Genomic DNA, 14,880 nt, shown 5'->3' with positions numbered 1-14,880 from the left:
CCGCGACCGCCCGGCGCACCCCGCGCGGCCGCCGCCCCGCGCCCGCGGGCGTCCCGAACCCGGCGGCGCCGGGCGGCGCCGCGAACGGCCCGTACCCGCCGGGCGTGCCGTATGCGCCTTCGTGCGGGCGGAAGCCGGGTCGTTCAGGCTCCGACGGCTGCGTGCGTTCGCCGCTCATGTCATCCCCCTCGTGGTGTCTGATCCATGAGCCTGCGTCGCGGATCTGCATCCGGACTGCATCCCGCCTGAAAGTGTCCTGAACGCCCGCCGAAAGAGAAAACCGCGGCCGTGGGGACGTGCGGCGCATCGTCCCCACGGCCGCGGCGCGAGGCTGGCCAGGGCGCGCGACCCCCCGCTCCCGCCGGGACCGGGGCGCGCCCTGTGCCCCCACTGTTAGCGCACGGACCTGAGCGCTCGCTGAACGCACGCTCCCGATGTCCCGTGAGCGGCGCCCGCCCACCGCATTCCCCGGGAACGTTCAGGGAGCATTCAGCTTCGGATGGGAACCTCTACCGTGATGGTGGAGGGAGCTGTGCCAGTGGTTGAACGGACGGCGCCGAACGGCGGCCGGACGCCCGAGGCGACCCTGCTCGTCGTCGAGGATGAGCCGAACATCCTCGAACTGCTCGCCGGGAGCCTGCGGTTCACCGGGTTCGAGGTGATGACGGCGACGAACGGGGCCGACGCGGTGCAGTCGGCGCGGCGGCACCGGCCCGACCTGATCGTCCTCGACGTGATGCTGCCCGACATCGACGGGTTCGACGTCGCGCGGCGGCTGCGGTCCGGGGGCGACCACACGCCCGTCCTGTTCCTCACGGCGCGCGACGCCGTGCGGGACCGGATCAAGGGCCTCACGATCGGCGGCGACGACTACGTCACCAAGCCGTTCAGCCTGGAGGAGGTCATCGCCCGCATCCGGGCGGTGCTGCGGCGGTTCCGCGGCGGGATCGCCGAACCCCCGCCGCGCCTGGTGTTCGCCGACATCGAGCTCGACGAGGACAGCCACGAGGTGTGGCGCGACGGCCGCGCCATCCAGCTCTCGCCCACCGAGTTCAAGCTGCTGCGCTACTTCATGGCGAACGCCGGGCGGGTCGTGTCCAAGGCGCAGATCCTCGACCACGTGTGGAACTACGACTTCCAGGGCGACGCGGGGATCGTCGAGTCGTACGTGTCCGCACTCCGCCGCAAGGTCGACAACGTCGAGCCGCGGCTGATCCACACCCTGCGGGGCGTGGGCTACGTGCTGCGCGAGCCCCCGAAGACGGGATGACCGCCGCGCCCCCGGACGGGCCCGCACCGGGCCCGCGCGGCGCGCACCCGGCACGTCCGTCCGGACGGCGGCCGTTCACCGGGCTCGGCCGGCTCTGGGGGCGGACGTCCCTGCGCGTCAAGCTGATCGCCGGGATGATGGTGCTCGTCACCCTCGGGATGACCGTGATGGCCGTCGCGGGCGCGTCCGTCCTGCGGCAGTACCTCGTCAACCGCGCCGACGAGCAGCTGTACAGCTCGGTGGACCGCACCATCGAGCAGATCCAGCCGTCCCTGGCGCGCGGCGTCCGGCCCATCGGGCTGCGCATCCCCAGCGAGACGTACGGGGAGATCCGCACGACCGGCAACCGGGTCGTGGACCGCAGCACCGCGTGGGACGAACGCGGCTACCCGCGGCTGCCCGCCGACCTCAGCGGCCGCCTGGACGAGCCGTTCACCGTGCCGGGCGCGGGCGGTTCGGGCTCCCCGTGGCGGGTGCTCGCGGCGCCGATCCCCGGCGGCGGCACGCTCGTCCTCGGCACCAGCATGGCGCAGATCGAGCAGACCGTCCGGCGGCTCGTCGCGATCGACCTGATCGTCGGCCTGTCCGTGCTCGCGGTGCTCGTGGGCCTCGGGGCGTGGGTCGTCCGGGCGGCGCTGCGGCCTCTGTCGGCGATCGAGGCGACGGCCGGGGCGATCGCCGCCGGGAACCTGTCGCGCCGCGTCCCCGAGGCGGACCGGCGCACCGAGATGGGGCGGCTCGGCCGGTCGCTGAACAGCATGCTCGCGCAGATCGAGGCGGCGTTCCGGGCCCGCGCCGAGTCGGAGGCCGCGGCCCGCCGGTCGGAGGAGGCGGCGCGCCGGTCGGAGGAGTCCGCGCGCCGCTCGGAGGAGCGGATGCGGCGGTTCGTCGCCGACGCCGGGCACGAGCTGCGCACCCCGCTGACCGCGATCCGCGGGTTCGCCGAGCTGTACCGGCAGGGCGCCGCCCGCAGCCCCGAGGAACTCGGCCGGCTGATCGGCCGCATCGAGGAGACCGCCGCCCGCATGGGCCTGCTCGTCGAGGACCTGCTGCTGCTCGCCCGCCTCGACCGGCAGCGCCCCATCGAGCGCCGCCCCGTGGACCTGCTCGCCGTCGCCGCCGACACCGTCCAGGAGACCCGCGTGATCGCACCGGACCGGCCCGTCCGGCTGAGGGTCGGCGGCGGCATCGCGTACCAGGTCAGGGGGGACGAGCCGCGGCTGCGGCAGGTGCTCGGCAACCTGCTGGCGAACGCGCTCGCGCACACCCCCGAGGGGACGCCCGTCGAGGTGCGGCTGACGTCCGGAACCCTGCGCGGGGCGCCCGCGGCCGTCCTCGAGGTCGCCGACGAGGGCCCGGGCCTCTCGCCGGAGGCGAAGGAGCGCGTCTTCGAACGCTTCTACCGGGCGGACGCGGCCCGCTCCCGGGAGGACGGCGGCACCGGCCTCGGCCTCGCGATCGTCGCGGCCCTCGTCGCCGCCCACGACGGCGACGTCGAGGTCGACTCGGCCCCCGGCGAGGGCGCCACCTTCCGCGTCGTCGTCCCCCTCGACACCGACTAGGGGCGCAGGGCGCGGATGGCGCGCATCGCCTCGCGGCGGGCGTCGCCCGACAGGACGTCGATGTAGACGTCCCCGTTCAGGTGCCCGCACTCGTGCTGCAGGCAGCGGGCGAAGTAGCCGGTTCCCTCGACGCGGACCGGCTTGCCCTTCACGTCCACGCCCTCGACGACGGCGTGCGAGAACCGGGGGGTGTCGAACCGCATGTCGGGGACGCTCAGGCAGCCTTCCGACTCGACGAGCGTGTCACCGTCGGCGACCGTCAGCACCGGGTTGACGACGTGCCCGACGTGGCGGCGTCCCCGGTCGTCGTCGCAGTCGTAGACGAACACGCGGAGGCCGACCCCGACCTGGTTGGCGGCCACCCCGGCGCCGTTCTCGGCGTACATGGTGGCGAACATGTCGTCGACGAGGCGTTCGAGGGAGGCGTCGAAGGTCCGCACCGGGTCGCACTCGGTCCGCAGGATCGGGTCTCCGAGGAGCCGGACCGGACGCGGAGTCCCCTTGCGCGTGGTGGTTCGCTTGCTCACCCGAAGATCCTATAGAACGCGCGCCGGTGCGCCCGGACGGTGTCCGGACGCACCGGGGCGAACGTCACGCACCCTGGGGGGCGATCCCGCGCCTCCCGGCCGAGGCGGCCTGGCCGGCCCCCTCGGTCCGCAGGGCGCCGCTCAGGCGGGGTCGATCGGGCCGCGCGGCTGCGGCGGCACCGGCCCCGCGATGGACGGGCCGGGCTCGGCCGCCGGGCGCGGGGTCGCGGCGTGCTTCGCGATCGGCGGGGCCGGGACGTCGACGCCGTCGGGCCCGAGCTTGTGCACGGTGGGCTGCGGCTTCGCGGGGGAGGGCTCGCCCGACGCCGACGGCGCGTCGGGCGCGGACGGGCCCGCGGGCGCGGGCGGCACGGGCTTGGCGGGGGCCTGCGGTGCGTCGGGCGCCGCCGGGCCCGCGGACGGGCTCGCGGACGGGGCCGCGGGCGCGGGGCGCGGCTTGGACTCGGCGGCCGGGGCACCGGCCGGCTTGGCCGCCGCCTTGCCCGAACCCGAACCCGAACCCGAACCGGCGGCCGGGGCCTGCTTGCGGGGCCCGGACGACTGCTTGACGGCGTCCTCGACCATCTTCTCCAGCGGGCCCGCCTCGTTCTCGGCGGTCAGCAGCCGGTGCAGCGTCTCGCTGATCTCGGTGAGGCGCTGCAGCGCCTGCGTGTGGTTCTTGGTCAGCGAGTTGAGCCGCTGGGTGGCGCCCTCGTTGATGACCCCGGCGCGGCGCTCGGCGGTGGTGAGGGTGCGCTCCGCCTCGACCCGCGCGGTCGTCACGGTCTGCTCGGCCTCCTGCTGGGCCGACGACAGCACCCGGTCGGCCTCCTTCTCGGCCGACCCCAGCACCTGCTCGGCCTTCTGCTGGGCGTTCGCGAGGTTCTTCTCGGCGTTCCCGCGGGCGTCGTCGATGATCCGCTTGGACTCCTGCTCGGCGTCCCTGCGGATCTCCTCCCCCTTGGCCTCGGCCTGGGCGATCTTGTCCTGCGCCTCGTCCTCGGCGAGGTTGATGATCTGCCGGAGCCGGTCGGACAGGTCGTCCCCGGTCGGCTTGCGCGCCTCCCGCAGCTCGGCCATCTCCCGGCGGATGCGCTCGGCGTCTTCCTGGGCCCGGGCGAGCCGCGTCTCCAGCTCCCGGTGCTTCTGGTGGGCGCGCGCGATGTAGTCGTCGACCTGGCGGCGGTTGTAGCCGCGCATGACGATCTCGAATTGCTCGTCTTTGAGAAGATTCGGCAGGATTTCGGCTTCGTTGCTCATGGTGCCTTGGGGGGTCGTTGGCGGGGGTATCACCCCGTCAGGGTCGGATGCATCCTCACCCGCCGGTGAGCGGGCCCGCGGTAGAAACGTCAGATTCGACTCTCGTCCGGTACCACGGGTGCGCGCAACCGGAACGCCGCTCTTGCTGCCGTTTCTTCATCCGGGTAGGCCCGACAAACTATCTGATCTCGGGTGAAATCTCGCCTTTCGCGGGGCCGTGTCGCGAGCCCGTCCACAGGGCCGTGGACGGCGCCGCCTAGCATCGGGCCCCATGAGCTACGTGGGATCGCTGGGGACGGACCGTCCGGACATCCACCCGGACGCGTGGGTCGCGCCCGGCGCCGTCGTCGTCGGACGGGTGAAGCTGGGGCGCGCGGCGAACGTCTGGTACGGGTCGGTGCTGCGCGGGGACGACGAGGAGATCGTCGTCGGCGACGAGTGCAACATCCAGGACCTGTGCTGCCTGCACGCCGACCCCGGCATGCCCGCCGTCCTCGAGGACCGCGTCAGCCTCGGGCACAAGGCGATGGTGCACGGCGCGCACGTCGAGACCGGCGCGCTGATCGGCATCGGCGCGATCGTCCTGAACGGCGCCCGCATCGGCGCGGGCACCCTCGTCGCCGCCGGGGCCCTCGTGCCCCCCGGGAAGACGATGCCGTCCGGGGTGCTCGTCGCGGGGACGCCCGGGAAGGTCGTCCGCGAACTGCGCGACGACGACCGGCTCGTCCTCGAGCACACTCCGGACATTTACGTCCGCAAGGCGCAGCAGCACCGAACCACCGCGACCTGGAACGAGTGACCCGCCGCCGCCCGGCTGACTACGATGACCGACGTGGTGTGGGGACCGGGCTATGGCAGTGCTCCGCCGCCCAGCCCCCGGCGGGGGCCTGATCCGTTCGCGGAGGCCGAGCGCGACACGCGGGCGATGGTGGCCGCGGCGTGGTGGCCGTCGGCGGCGCCGCAGCAGCGGCAGCACTCCATCGGCGGCCGCATGCTCGTGCTGCCCGACGGGACGTGGTGGCTGTTCGGCGCCTGGGCGCGCTGGTACCGGCTGCACCCGTCCGACGGGCAGTGGTACCTGTGCCCGCCGCCGCGCACCCCGGCCGTCCGGCTGGCCGCGCGGCCCGCGCAGCAGGGCGGCGGCAGCGTCCCCGACCTTCCCCCGCACGTCGTCCCCGCCGGACCCGACTTCTCCTACGACCCGCCCGCCGGACTCCCGTTCGTCGGCCGCGGCCTCGACCCCGGCGTGACGTCGCGCGTCGCCGCGACCGTCCAGTCCGCCGCCGCGCTCACCGCGTCCGAGTACCCGCACTGGTGGACGCAGTTCACGCCCGAGACGCCGTCCACGGTCGTCGCCGCCTGGGGCGTCATGCTGTGGTGCGCGCCCGCGCCCGCCTTTGACTCCCGGCTCGACGCGCAGATGCTCGACCTGTGGAAGCCCTACCGCGCCGTCCCGCTGCCCGACGTCGACGGCCCCCGCTGGCTCACCCCGCCCACCCTCGAGTCCCTCGCCGGCCTGTACGCCGAACGGCTCCGCGCCGGCCGCGTGGACGCCGCCGTCGTCGTCCTCCGCACCATGTGGGCCGTCGCGAACGCCCTGCGCGAGGACGTCCGCTTCCAGACCCGAGCCGACGCCCTGCTCGCCATCCTCGGCACGACCCTCGCGAACCCGACCGTCGACTACGACGCGCTCCCGTACGGGGACCAGGCGATCGCCCAGCAGTGGCTCACCCGCTGCCCGCCGAACCTCGTGCCCGCGCTGCGCAACGAGAGCTCGCCCGGCGACGACCTGCGGCACGCGTTCTACACGCTGTCCGAGGTCATCGCCGACCTCTCCGGCGACCCCGCCGACCCCGCGTACATCGAACCCCGCCTCGTCGCCGCCGCGCTGCTCGCCGCCGACCTCGCGGTCGTCCGGCGCGACGTCGCGGGCACGATCGTCCCCTGGCTGGACCCGGAGATCCGCTACACGGTGCAGGCGGTCACCGACCAGCAGGGCCACCCCCTGCGCCGGCTGTGGCCCGACGACATGCGCCTCCCCGAACCCCTCCGCTCCGCCGCCGGATCCGGGCCCGGCGCCGAGAGCCTCCTCGCCGCCATGTACCAGGTCGACCTCGCCTGGTGCCGTCTCGGCGGCATGCCCGCCCGCCCCCGCGGCTTCCCCGTCCCCACCGCCGTCGTCGCCGGCGTCATCGGCCGCGACCGGGCCCGCGCCACCGCGTCCTCGCCCACCCACACGTCCACCCCGCGCCCCGCGATGCCGCCCCCCGCGTCCGCGATGCAGAGCCAGCCGGGCCTCGCCCCGGGCGCCGCCCCGATCCCGCCGGGCCCCGCCCAGCCCGACCGTCCGTTCGTCCAGCCCCCGGCCGAACGCGCCTGGGAGAGCCCCGCGGACGACCGCGACGACGCCGCACCCCCGTACACGGAACTGGGCTTCGCCCCGTCCGGCCCCGCCCCCGGCGGCCCGGGCGGCCCCGGTGGACCCGGCGGCTGGTCGAACCCGAGCGAGAACCCGAACGTCCCACCCCCGCGCAACGCCCCGCTTCCGGGCCCCGCGCCGGACGAGCGCGGCGCCGCCCGGGGTGCGGGAGCCGCGGCCGCGTCCGCGATGCCGGGCGTCCCGCCGGGTTCCGGGTCGGACGGGCGTGGTGCCGGTCCGGGCGCGGGGGGCGCGGTCCCGTCCGCGATGCCGGGTGTGCCGCCGGGCTCCCGGCCGGATGAGCGTGGTGCGGGTTGGGGTGCGGGTGCGTCCGCGATGCCCGGTCCGGAGGGACATGGCGCCGGCCGTGGTGCCGGGGAGGCGGGGCCGGGCGTGCCGCCGGGGTCCGGGCCGGATGTCGGGGAGCCGGGGGACGAGGCGGGCGGTTCGGCCGCGCCGCCGTACACCGAGTTGGGTTTCCAGCCGTCCGGTGCGGCCGTGCAGGCCGTGACGCCGCCGGGTTCGGCGCCCGGGCGGGGCGCGGGCGGCGCCGGGGGGCCGCGGCAGTCCGGATGGCCGGGCGAGGACGCGGCGGCGTCGGCCGTGCCGCCGCAGGCGCCCGTGTGGCCCGGTGAGGACGCGTCCGACCAGGGGGGATCGGCCGCGCCGCCGTACACCGAGCTGGGGTTCCAGCCGTCCGGTGCGGCGACGCCGGGCGGGGGGCCGCGGGGGCCCGTGTGGCCGGGCGAGGACGCGGGGAGTGCGGGCAGCGCGCAGCTTCCGCCCCCCGGCGTCGGGTGGCCGGGCGAGGACGACGCGGACGCCGCGCGGCCCGCGGGCGCGCCTGGACGGGCCGGGCCGCCGGTGCCCCCGGCCACGCAGGTCGAGCAGCCTACGGGGTTCGATCCGCACTCGACGCGCGTGGAGGGCGGGACGCCGGCCGGGCCGGGGGCGCCGGGACGGCCGCCGGGCACCCGGGTGCTCGGGCCCGGGGACATGGACGACGACGCCACGACGCCCGACGCCGGGGGACCCGGGACCCGGGTCATGTCGGAGACGATGGTCGGGAACTTCGACTTCCTGGAGGACACGCCGTCGCCCGAGACGCCGGTGCACGAGATCCCGCCGCCGCGCGACCGCAGCGAGCGGCGGGCGATGGAGCGGTTCGGCATCGGGTACGTGTCGGGCGGGCACGACACGGCGGTGCTGCTCGACGAGCTGCGGCGGCAGGCGGCCGAGCTGACGGCCCCGGCGGGCGCGGGGTTCGAGGAGACCCGGGTGGACGGGGCGCCGAGCTCGATCCGGTCGGGGACGCCGGGGGTGCTGCTGGTGGGCGCCCCGCACTCGGGGCAGCGGCGGCTCGCCCGGCTGATCGCGCTGACGCTGCGGGACGGCGGGCTCGGGGACGGGACGGTCCGGGCGCACGACGCCGAGGACGTGCGGGACGCGCCGGGCGAGCGGCTCGGGGAGATCCTCGCGCAGCCGGGGCCGGTGGTCCTGTTCGAGCGGCTCGGCGCGGCGATCGTCGAGGCGGCGGATCCGCACGCGGCGGCGGGGGCGGTGCGGCGGGCCCGCCGGGACCCGGTGAACACGACGCCGGTGGTGGCGACGTGCGAGCCCCGCGCCTACAAGCGTCTGCTGCAGGAGCACCCGAGGCTGGTGCAGGCGTTCCGCGTGCACCGCATGCCGGACTTCACGGACGTCGACAACCGGATGACGCTGCTGCACCTGCTGGCGGAGGAGCGGCGGGTGACGGTCGGCGCGGAGGCGCTCGAGCGGGCGCGGGCCGACCTGGAGCGGCTGCGCGGCCCGGGGGACCTGGTGAACGCGCGGCTCGTCGAGACGTACCTGGACCAGGCGTGCCGCCGCAACATGCAGCGGGCGGGCGCGTCGCACGACCGGCTCGTCCTGACGCCGGACGACCTGGCGGGCGTCGCGGAGGGCATCGAGCCGGCGCTGCGGCCGCCGGGGGACATCGGCGTCCATCTGGCGCGGCTGGACGAGCTGACGGGCCTCGCGGACGTGAAGGCGGCGGTGCGGGAGCTCGCGGAGGAGGCGCAGGTCGCGGCGGACCGGGCACGGCACGGGGTGCCGACGCCGGGCGCGCGGAACCTGCTGTTCCTCGGCCCGTCCGGGACGGGCAAGACGACGGTCGCGGGGCTGCTCGGCGGGATCTACGCGGCGCTCGGCCGGCTCGGCTCCGGGCATGTGGTCGGGTGCCGTCCGGTGCATCTTGCCGGACGGGACGAGGCGGACGTGCGGCGCCGCGTGACGGGGATGGTGGAGCAGGCGCTCGGGGGCGTGCTGCTGATCCAGGAGACGCACCTGCTGGGGCGGGTCCCGGCGGTGGTGCGGGAGCTGCTGCGGGAGATGGCCGAGCGGCGGGGCCGGTTCCTGGTGGTGTGCTCGGGGCCGAAGGACGAGACGGAGCGGTTCCTCACGGGCCATCCGGCGTTCCGGGCGGAGTTCGGCCGGACGCTGGAGTTCACCGGGATGGGCGACCGCGACCTGATGCGGCTGTTCCAGGCGTACGCCGAGCGCGACCTGTACATGCTCGACGAGGAGCTGAAGGTCGAGGTGCTGACGCGGCTGGAGCGGATGCGGGACGACCCGTCGTTCGCGTACGCCCGGACGGTGCGGGCCCTGTTCGAGCAGACGGTGGCGCGGCAGGCGGCGCGGCTGGCGGGCGCGGACGTGAACGCGGCGACGGTGTCGCGGCTGACCGCCCGGGACCTGCCGGAGTCGCCGCTGGAGCAGATGATGGGCGACTTCCGGCACGGGTGAGCGGCCCCCGCCGCGCGAGTTCGCCGCCCCCGGCGCGCATCATGCGGGGGTCACCCGGGAAGACCACCGGGGGGAGTGGCCCTCGAATGGCCCTCTTGGGTCATGTGCGTCGCGGGGACGCCCGCGTAGCCTCGAACGCGGGGTGTGGGGAACGAAAACGGGAGGTGGACGCGGTGCGCCGGCACGACCTCGATCTGCGCGTCCACGACCGCGTTGCGCTGGACGAGATCGAACTCTATGCCGAGATGCTGAGCGCGGTGGCGGCGGCGAAGGAGCCGCTGACCAACGCCGAGATCGACATGGTGCTCGGGCTGGGTCCCGGCGACGCCGGTCGTCGCGAGCTGACACCGCAGGATTAGCCGAACAACGCTCCATGATCCGGGGACGTCCGCGAAGGACGTCCCCGGTCTCTTTTCCGGCCGTCGGCGCGCGCGACACGCCGGGCCACGCGAGCCTCTTCCGGACCGTCCGCACCCGGGCGTCCGCGCCGCCGCAGGGGCCCGCCGGCACGCCACGGGAACGTGCTGTAACCAATCTCACCTCGGGTTTCGCCGCGCCGCGCCGCGTGCCGTCGCCCGACCCCGGACGTCCGGACGTCCGCGCCCTTTGGGGGATCCCGGCGGGTATGCGCATCGTGGTCTAGGGCAGTCTTGTAGGTGAGAGGGCGGGGGAACAACAGCCGAAGCTGGGGCAAAGGTTCTTTTTACGGCTGGTTGCGCCTACGATCCTCTGCGGACTGTTCCGGCACATCAGGAGAACGACGTGCGCTTGCGTCTCACGCCGCGTGAGGACAGCTTCTACGACATGTTCGCCGACTCGGCGAACAACCTGGTCACCGGCGCCAGGCTGCTCGTGGAGCTCATCAGCGACGGCGCCGACCGGCCGGCGATCGCGGAGAAGATGCGCGCATGCGAGCACGCGTGCGACGAATCGACTCATGCGATCATGCGCCGGCTCAACGAAACGTTCATCACCCCGTTCGACCGGGAGGACATCTACCGGCTGGCCTCGACGCTCGACGACGTGATGGACGAGATGGAGGAGGCCGCCGACCTCGTCGTGCTCTACAAGATCGACGAGTTCCCCAAGGAGATCGTCCACATGGTCGAGGTCCTGGAGCGCGCCGCCGAGCTGACCGCCGAGGCGATGCCGCGGCTGCGGTCGATGAAGGAGCTCAACGAGTACTGGATCGAGATCAACCGGCTGGAGAACCAGGGCGACCAGGTCTACCGCAAGCTGCTGGCGCACCTGTTCAACAACGGCGGTCACGACACCCTGATGGTCATGAAGATGAAGCAGGTCATCGACCGGCTCGAGGAGGCCGCGGACGCTTTCGAGCACGTGGCCAACACGGTCGAGACCATCGCGGTCAAGGAATCATGAGCGCTCCCGACGAGCCGCCCGGCCGGCGCGGCCCGGCCGACCCCGCCGTGGGCGGGACAGTCGGCAAGGTGCTGACGAAGCCGTCGCCGCCGAGCGGCGAGCCGACGCTCGCGCAGCAGGCGCGGCGCGGCCCGGACCGGTTCTGGCCGCTGCTCGGCATCGGGCTGCTGGCCGTGATCATCTCGGGCGCGGTCGGCCTGCAGTCGGAGGCGCAGACGGCCGTCCTCATCGTGGTCGTGCTGATCGCGCTGGTGTTCGACTACACCAACGGGTTCCACGACGCGGCCAACGCGATCGCCACGTCGGTGTCGACGCGGGCGCTGACCCCGCGGGCGGCGCTGCTGATGGCGGCCGTGATGAACCTCGTCGGCGCGCTGCTCGGCGTCGAGGTCGCCAAGACCGTCAGCGAGGTGATCACCCCGCCGGACGGCCTGCACGGCCTGACGGTCGTCGCGGCGGGCGTGCTGGGCGCGATCACCTGGAACATGATCACCTGGTACTTCGGGCTGCCGTCGTCGTCCTCGCACGCGCTGATCGGCGGCGTGGTCGGCGCGGGCGTCGCGTCGGCGTCCTCGGTGAGCTGGGGCACGGTCGTGGACAAGGTCGCGATCCCGATGGTGATCTCCCCGGTGGCCGGGTTCGGGCTGACCTACATGGTCATGATCGCGATCCTGTGGATCTTCCGCCGGTCCAACCCCGGCCGGATCGGGCGCCGGTTCCGCATCGCGCAGTCGCTGTCGGCGGCGTCCATGGCCCTCGGGCACGGCCTGCAGGACGCGCAGAAGACGATGGGCATCATCGTCCTCGCGCTGGTCACCACCGGCCACTCGGACGGGACGAGCGTGCCGCTGTGGGTCATCCTGGCCTGTGCGGGCGCGCTGTCGCTCGGCACGTACGCGGGCGGCTGGCGGATCATGCGGACGCTGGGCCGCAAGGTCATCGAGCTGGACCCGCCCAAGGGCTTCGCCGCGGAATCGACGGCGTCGCTGATCCTGTACGCGACCGCCTACATCTGGCACGCTCCAATCTCGACGACGCACACGATCACGTCCTGCATCATGGGTGCGGGCGCGACGAAGCGGCTGTCGGCCGTCCGGTGGGGCGTGGCCGGGAACATCGTCACGGCCTGGGTCCTGACGATGCCGGCGGCGGCCCTGGTCGCGGCCGTCGTCTACTGGATCGTGCACCTCTTCGGCGCCTGACCGGCGCCTGGAGCGGTCTCCCGGCCGGTCCGCCGCCCGGTGCGGAGGACGGCGGGCCGGCCCGGGGCGAATAGGGTGGGGGACGTGAGCGAACTGCGGACGCGCGCGATGCTGGAGTACGACGAGATCGCCGGCGCGCTGGCGGTGGTCGAGGCCGCCGCCGAGGCCGACGGGGTCGGTGCGCTGTCGGAGCACTCGACGCTCGCCCTGCGGGCCGGACGCGCCGGCCTGCTCGCCGTCGAGGACGGCTTGATCGTCGGCTATGCCCGGTTCGACCCGGCGGACGGCGACGAGCCCGCGTCCGGCGAACTCGTCGTCCACCCCGGGCATCGGCGCCGCGGCCACGGGCGGGCGCTGCTGCGCGCCATGATCCAGAAGGCGGGCGGACCGCTGCGCGTGTGGGCGCACGGCGACCTGCCCGCCGCCGCCGCGCTCGCCCGCGGCGAGAGCCTGGACCGCGTCCGGGCCCTGTTCCAGATGCGCCGCCCCGCCGCCGGCCCCCTCCCCGCCGCGAAGCCCGCCGAGGGCGTCGCACTGCGCACGTTCCGTCCCGGCGCGGACGAGGTCGCGTGGCTGCGGGTGAACAAGCGCGCGTTCGCCGACCACCCCGAGCAGGGCACCTGGACGATGGAGGACGTGCGCGACCGCGAGGCCGAGGAGTGGTTCGACCCCGCCGGTTTCCTCCTCGCCGAGCGCGACGGCCGCCTCGTCGGCTTCCACTGGACGAAGGTGCACTCCGGCGGCCTCGGCGAGGTGTACGTCGTGGGCGTCGACCCGGACGCGCAGGGCCTCGGCCTCGGCCGCGCGCTGACGCTCGCGGGCCTGCACCACCTGCGCGACCGGGGCGTCGACCAGTTGATGCTGTACGTGGACGAGTCGAACACCGCGGCCGTCCGCCTCTACGACTCCCTCGGCTTCACCAAGTACGCCGTCGACGTCATGTACGGCACCCCGGGCGCCTGATCCCGCGGCCCCGTCGATTCCGGGCCCTGTTCTCCCGGGCCCTGTTCTCCCGGTCTTTGTCGCTCCCGCTGCCCTGTCGAACGCCGAACTCTTCGGCATACCCGCTCGCGCCGCGATCGACTCCCGAAGTGGTCCACGCGCGTCCGCATGCCCATGAGTCCTTTACTGGACCGTGGGCGTTCTGAGCAGCGCTGTTAACCGTAAAGCCATCCCAAATCGGGGCATTCTTCGTAACCATGCCCGGCGTCGTTCACTGTCCGTTCACCTGGAGCGGGGTGGCTGGTCACCTCGTCTGCCTACCTTCATGTTCGACGGTGACCCCCCGCCCCTGGCCGACCCGACCGGGACGCCGGCCGGGGAAACCCGCCCTGACGAAGAATCAAGAGGAGACCCTCCGGTGAAGAACGGTTCCCGACTTGCCGCACTGAGCGGCGTGGTCGTCGCGGGGGCGCTTGCCCTGTCCGCCTGCGGCAGCGATGCCAACGAGACCGAGGCCTCGGCCAACGCGCCGGCCGCCGGCTCGATCGACTGCGCCGAGGGCAGCGTCAACGCCGCCGGTTCGAGCGCGCAGAAGAACGCCGTCGAGGAGTGGTCCAAGGCCTTCGCCGCCGCCTGCCCCGGCGCCACCCTGAACTACAACCCGACCGGCTCCGGCGCCGGCATCCAGGCGTTCACCGAGGGCCAGGTGGCCTTCGCCGGCTCCGACTCCGCGCTGGACGAGGAGGAGAAGGCCGCCGCGAAGCAGCGCTGCGAGGGCAACCCCGCGCTGAACCTGCCGATGGTCGTCGGCCCGGTCGCGGTCGCCTACAACGTCGAGGGCGTCGACTCCCTCAAGCTGGACTCCCCGACCCTCGCGAAGATCTTCGCGGGCGAGGTCACGAAGTGGAACGCTCCGGAGATCGCCGAGCAGAACGAGGGCGTCACCCTGCCCGACGCCGACATCAAGCCGGTGTACCGCTCGGACGAGTCCGGCACCACGGACAACTTCACCGACTACCTGAAGGCCACCGCGGGCGACGTCTGGAAGTGGGAGCCCGCCAAGAAGTGGCCGAACGACGCCGGCCAGGGCGCCAACGGCTCCGACGGCGTCACCCAGCTGGTGAAGAGCACCGCCGGGAGCATCTCCTACGTCGAGTACTCCTACGCCAAGAACAACTCGCTCAACACCGTCTCGGTGAAGAACGGCGCCGGTGAGTACACCGAGCTGACCCCCGACAGCGCCTCCAAGGGCGTCGCGGGCGCCAAGATCGTCGGCACCGGCAACGACGTCGAGCTCGAGATCGACTACACCGCCAAGGAGGCCGGGGCCTACCCGATCGTCCTGGTGACGTACGAGGTCGCCTGCGAGAAGGGCCTGCCCGCCGAGCAGGCCAAGTTCGTCAAGTCCTTCCTGACCTACACCTCCAGCGCGGACGGTCAGAAGATCCTCACCGACATCGGCTACGCGCCGCTTCCGCAGGCCGTGCTGACCAAGGTTCAGGCGTCCGTGAAGGCCCTGTCCTGACGACAG

11 protein-coding genes are annotated in these 14,880 nt (G+C 74.1%); 9 read left to right on the top strand and 2 right to left on the bottom strand.

Annotated elements, in window-relative coordinates:
• Positions 1-538: 538 nt before the first annotated feature.
• Positions 539-1,270: a response regulator transcription factor gene (locus ACFQ11_RS19355; RefSeq protein ID WP_378300473.1), complete on the top strand. Its 732-nt coding sequence runs from the start codon at positions 539-541 to the stop codon at positions 1,268-1,270.
• Positions 1,267-2,832 carry an ATP-binding protein gene (locus ACFQ11_RS19350; RefSeq protein WP_378300467.1) on the top strand — a complete coding sequence of 522 codons (1,566 nt, stop codon included), beginning with the start codon at positions 1,267-1,269 and terminating at the stop codon, positions 2,830-2,832. The genes ACFQ11_RS19355 and ACFQ11_RS19350 overlap by 4 nt, the downstream gene beginning before the upstream one ends.
• Here the strand turns inward: ACFQ11_RS19350 and def are convergent.
• Positions 2,829-3,359 carry a peptide deformylase gene (gene def, locus ACFQ11_RS19345; protein WP_378300465.1) on the bottom strand — a complete coding sequence of 177 codons (531 nt, stop codon included), beginning with the start codon at positions 3,357-3,359 and terminating at the stop codon, positions 2,829-2,831. The two genes, ACFQ11_RS19350 and def, sit on opposite strands and share 4 nt — an antisense overlap.
• A gap of 141 nt (positions 3,360-3,500) precedes the next feature.
• On the bottom strand, positions 3,501-4,619 hold the full coding sequence (locus ACFQ11_RS19340) for a DivIVA domain-containing protein (protein ID WP_378300463.1): 1,119 nt from the start codon (positions 4,617-4,619) through the stop codon (positions 3,501-3,503).
• A 271-nt stretch (positions 4,620-4,890) separates the two neighbouring features.
• On the opposite strand from ACFQ11_RS19340, the gene ACFQ11_RS19335 reads away from it, so the two are divergent.
• From ACFQ11_RS19335 to pstS, 7 genes are all read left to right on the top strand, one after another.
• Entirely contained in the window at positions 4,891-5,418 is a 528-nt protein-coding gene (locus ACFQ11_RS19335; protein WP_378300461.1) for a gamma carbonic anhydrase family protein, read from the top strand.
• A gap of 33 nt (positions 5,419-5,451) precedes the next feature.
• Positions 5,452-9,822, top strand: coding sequence for an AAA family ATPase (locus tag ACFQ11_RS19330; RefSeq protein WP_378300459.1), 4,371 nt, complete (start codon positions 5,452-5,454; stop codon positions 9,820-9,822).
• 164 nt (positions 9,823-9,986) lie between these two features.
• Positions 9,987-10,181 (top strand): hypothetical protein, encoded by a 195-nt coding sequence (locus ACFQ11_RS19325; RefSeq protein WP_325052979.1) that lies wholly within the window; start codon positions 9,987-9,989, stop codon positions 10,179-10,181.
• Between the two features lie 403 nt (positions 10,182-10,584).
• Entirely contained in the window at positions 10,585-11,205 is a 621-nt protein-coding gene (locus ACFQ11_RS19320) for a DUF47 domain-containing protein (RefSeq protein WP_026404434.1), read from the top strand.
• Positions 11,202-12,407 carry an inorganic phosphate transporter gene (locus ACFQ11_RS19315; protein ID WP_378300456.1) on the top strand — a complete coding sequence of 402 codons (1,206 nt, stop codon included), beginning with the start codon at positions 11,202-11,204 and terminating at the stop codon, positions 12,405-12,407. Before ACFQ11_RS19320 ends, ACFQ11_RS19315 begins: the two co-directional genes overlap by 4 nt.
• 108 nt (positions 12,408-12,515) lie before the next feature.
• Positions 12,516-13,370, top strand: a complete 855-nt coding sequence (mshD, locus tag ACFQ11_RS19310) for a mycothiol synthase (protein ID WP_378300471.1) — start codon at positions 12,516-12,518, stop codon at positions 13,368-13,370.
• Positions 13,371-13,767: 397 nt separating this feature from the next.
• On the top strand, positions 13,768-14,874 hold the full coding sequence (pstS, locus tag ACFQ11_RS19305; RefSeq protein WP_378300454.1) for a phosphate ABC transporter substrate-binding protein PstS: 1,107 nt from the start codon (positions 13,768-13,770) through the stop codon (positions 14,872-14,874).
• Positions 14,875-14,880 lie beyond the last annotated feature (6 nt).

The organism is Actinomadura sediminis (assembly GCF_042675525.1).
Taxonomy (GTDB): domain Bacteria; phylum Actinomycetota; class Actinomycetes; order Streptosporangiales; family Streptosporangiaceae; genus Spirillospora; species Spirillospora sediminis.
The sequence above is the reverse complement of the archived record's forward strand: the minus strand, read 5'-3'. Positions and strand labels throughout refer to the sequence as shown.

Bases quoted from the DNA above. Each gene is read 5' to 3' on its own strand.
- ACFQ11_RS19350 (WP_378300467.1), top strand. From the start codon at position 1,267: ATGACCGCCGCGCCCCCGGACGGGCCCGCACCGGGCCCGCGCGGCGCG.
- ACFQ11_RS19340 (WP_378300463.1), bottom strand. From the start codon at position 4,619: ATGAGCAACGAAGCCGAAATCCTGCCGAATCTTCTCAAAGACGAGCAA.
- ACFQ11_RS19335 (WP_378300461.1), top strand. From the start codon at position 4,891: ATGAGCTACGTGGGATCGCTGGGGACGGACCGTCCGGACATCCACCCG.
- ACFQ11_RS19315 (WP_378300456.1), top strand. From the start codon at position 11,202: ATGAGCGCTCCCGACGAGCCGCCCGGCCGGCGCGGCCCGGCCGACCCC.
- mshD (WP_378300471.1), top strand. From the start codon at position 12,516: ATGCTGGAGTACGACGAGATCGCCGGCGCGCTGGCGGTGGTCGAGGCC.